This window comes from Stenotrophomonas sp. NPDC077421 (assembly GCF_049545505.1).
GTDB classification, from domain to species: domain Bacteria; phylum Pseudomonadota; class Gammaproteobacteria; order Xanthomonadales; family Xanthomonadaceae; genus Stenotrophomonas; species Stenotrophomonas nematodicola.
The window spans coordinates 1-3,170 of the sequence record NZ_JBMWDP010000074.1 but is presented as its reverse complement, the minus strand read 5'-3'; the positions used below and the strand labels follow the sequence as shown (position 1 = coordinate 3,170).

At 52.5% G+C, this 3,170-nt stretch carries 3 protein-coding genes; 1 reads left to right on the top strand and 2 read right to left on the bottom strand.

Annotated features, from left to right (window positions below):
* Positions 1-498: 498 nt before the first annotated feature.
* Positions 499-1,953 (bottom strand): mercury(II) reductase, encoded by a 1,455-nt coding sequence (gene merA / locus ACPEH1_RS20385; protein WP_003821139.1) that lies wholly within the window; start codon positions 1,951-1,953, stop codon positions 499-501.
* Between the two features lie 110 nt (positions 1,954-2,063).
* On the opposite strand from merA, the gene ACPEH1_RS20380 reads away from it, so the two are divergent.
* A complete protein-coding gene (locus tag ACPEH1_RS20380; RefSeq protein WP_015912831.1) occupies positions 2,064-2,648 on the top strand; it encodes a TetR/AcrR family transcriptional regulator in 585 nt (194 codons plus the stop codon).
* A gap of 175 nt (positions 2,649-2,823) precedes the next feature.
* Here ACPEH1_RS20380 and ACPEH1_RS20375 read toward each other — a convergent pair.
* Positions 2,824-3,170 (bottom strand): MFS transporter (locus tag ACPEH1_RS20375; protein ID WP_423716308.1); only part of this gene is annotated, 347 nt, incomplete at its 5' end.

The window sequence follows — 3,170 nt, the reverse complement described above, 5'->3', positions numbered from 1 at the left end:
TGAAGATCACCAACTGCGGCCCGATGATGGCGCCCGCGAGACCGCCCACCATGACCCAGGAAATGGCCTTGGCCTTAAGCGCGTCCTCGGCGGTGACGGCGGCTGCGAAGCAGTAGCCCACAGCAGGAAATCGAACTATGAAACGAATAACCCCTTTCCTTCTGGTCGCAGTACTCGGGGGCACTGAAGCAGGCCAGCGTGTCTACTCATCGCGCATGAATTGCCTGACAACCTTTCAAATTTAGAGAAGATAAATTGAAGTTCTGACGGGAATTTCTCAGTAAAAGAATCCTATCTTTCTCGTCAACAGACTGAACGGCACCCCCTGAGTTTTTATGCATATATTCAAGATCGGCAAATTCTTTAATGATTCACCACAAAAAAGGCGGGAAGCCCATTGAGCGATCCCGCCATAGCAAAAAACTCAAACATGCTCACATCAGGAAACTTTACCCTGAAACGATCCCTTGAAATTTAAGCGCATAGTAATAATAAGATTTAGCCATTAGCCGAATCTTCCAAAGTTGGCGCACTGCTTGCTACGTTTTTAAGCGACTCCGCCATAGTGAAGTACGGAGACCACTGTTTTGCAAGTTGGTCAACCGTAAGTCCTGCGGAGATAATATAGGTTGCAGCTGCAATAACCTCTCCAGCAGATTCGCCTACCATATGAATACCCAGAATCCTTCCTGTCTCACGCTCGGATATCATCTTGATTATCCCTTTGTCGTGACGACTTACAATAGCACGTAGAACAAAGGAAACCGGAATTTCACGAACATCATAGGCAATTTGGGCCGCCTCAGCCTGCATAGGAGTCATGCCGACAGCAGCCATCTCGGGCGACGTGAAAATGACGCGGGGCAAGGCGGTGTAGTCTAGGGACCGAGGCTCGTTGCCCAGAGCATTGCTCGCGGCCACGGTCCCCTGCGCACTAGCGACATACACTAATTGAGCCATACCAGTGACATCGCCCGCTGCCCAGATGCGAGGATTTGAGGTTCGCAGATGTTCGTCCACAATTATTTCGCCTCGATCGCCCCTGGACACATTGACAGCATCCAAGTTGAGTCCTTCAGTTGCCGGACGGCGCCCCGTCGCTATGAGAATCTTATGGGCGAAAATTTGCTGAGTACGTCCTTCGGCGACGACAGTTGCAAGCACCCCGCTCTCGTGTGGTACGACGTTTGTCAGATTGGCGCCAGTATGGAACATGATGCCCTCCGCTGACAGCGCCTGCTCCAGTGCCGCAGAAATCGCGGGATCCTCGAACGGTGCAATTCGAGGAGCTATCTCGACCACTTCAACCTTGCTGCCCAGTCGAGCGAACAATTGACCTTGCTCCAGACCGATCGCATTGCCGCCGACGACCAGCATGGACTCAGGCACCTGCTCAAGGGACATGGCCGAGCCGGAAGTGAGAAAGTCCACCTCACTGAGGCCAGGAATGGAAGGAATGAATGGCGCTGCCCCACTGGCGATCAGTACCTGCTTGGCGTACACCAGGTTTGTGTTTCCGTCTGAGTCCGCGACGACGAGCGCTACGATATCTGGCTCATCTGACGCTACAAAGGTCGCCTTGCCGCGAAATACCGCAATACCTGCATCCTTGGGTGCTTGTACATGGAAAGACTGCCGGAAGTGCCCGATCATTTGATCTTTATCTCTGACAAGCAAAGACAAGTCGACAGGCCCGGCCGAGGTCGCTATACCTGGGAACTTCCCATGCGCAGCAGACATGCGAGCAGAAGCCGCCGCAAGCAACGTCTTTGAAGGAACGCATCCTACATTGAGACAGGTCCCTCCTGCCAACCCCTGTTCGATCATGGCGACTGTTTTGTCGAGCCTACGTGCTTCGTTCGCTGCGGCTCTAGCCGCCGAACCGGAACCTATCGTGACTAGATCATAGATGACGGAGGGCTGTTGTGCGGAAGCCGCTGTTGTCGTGTTCATAAAAGAAGCCTCAAGGAAATTGCAAAGAAAGAGACAGATCGGTCTCCTTGAGGGATTGTAGACAACCCTGTCTCCTTGTGTCAACATGTCGCGTATGAATCCTCACAACGATGAATAACATCATGGACAAAAAAGAACAGTTAGTCGCAACTGCCTTTAACCTTTTTTATAAGTACGGCATTCATGCTGTTGGCATCAATCGGGTACTTGAAGAGTCCGGCATTGCCAAGAAAACGCTATATAACCATTTCTCCAGCAAGGAAGATCTAATTGCTGCGACCGTCGAATATTGTGATCAGCAGTATTTCTCTTGGCTCGATTTGCGTTTGCACGAAGCGACGCCAGGTAGGGACGCCTTGTATGCCATGCTTGATGCTTTTGACGATCTGTTTCAGGGTCTCGATCAATCCAAGCCACTTTTCTTGGGTTGTTATTTCATTAATGTCAGCGCCGAATTCAGCAATCCGGATCATGATATACATAAGCTTTGCGCCCGAAACAAAGAGGCTATGCTGCGATGGATCACACACCACACTTCACTTGTCATAACGTCCAGAGAATCGATAGTTCAAATCTCTGAAACAATTGCTATGTTGCTTGAAGGGGCGATTATTCAGGCTCACGTTCTTGGAGATCTGCACGCTGCTCGCAAAGCCAAAGCCGTGGTTAAACTGCTTCTTGATAAATCTAACTAACTAACTAACTAACTAACTAACTAACTAAATTCATCTGTCCATACAACTCTTTGACCATCAATAAAGGTGGAACGGCAAAGTAGCTTTCCGAAGTTTCAGCAGTGGAGACAAGTCGTGTAGTGCCGGAACGGGCCACTTATCGGCTTCCAGTCCTCGATCAATGCCCCAAGTCAAGTCAGTTGCAACCGTACCGCCCCTGCCACAGCAGCGGCACCAAGATCAGCGCCAAGGCCGGGAAGATCATCCAGTTGACCGCTTGCCAGCCCGAGCTGTGCAGGATCGACCCCGCGAGGAACGACACGGCCGCCGTGGCGGCGAAGACGAAGAAGTCGTTCATGCCCTGCGCCTTGCCCCGCTCGGCCGGGGTGTGGCAGTCGGTGACCATCGCCGTGGCGCCGATGAAACTCAAATTCCAGCCGATGCCCAACAGCGCCAGCGAGCCCCAGAAGTGGGACAGGCCGAGCCCGCCCAGGGCCACCACCCCGGAGGCGGCGAGCAGCACCATGCCGACGGCGGTCACGC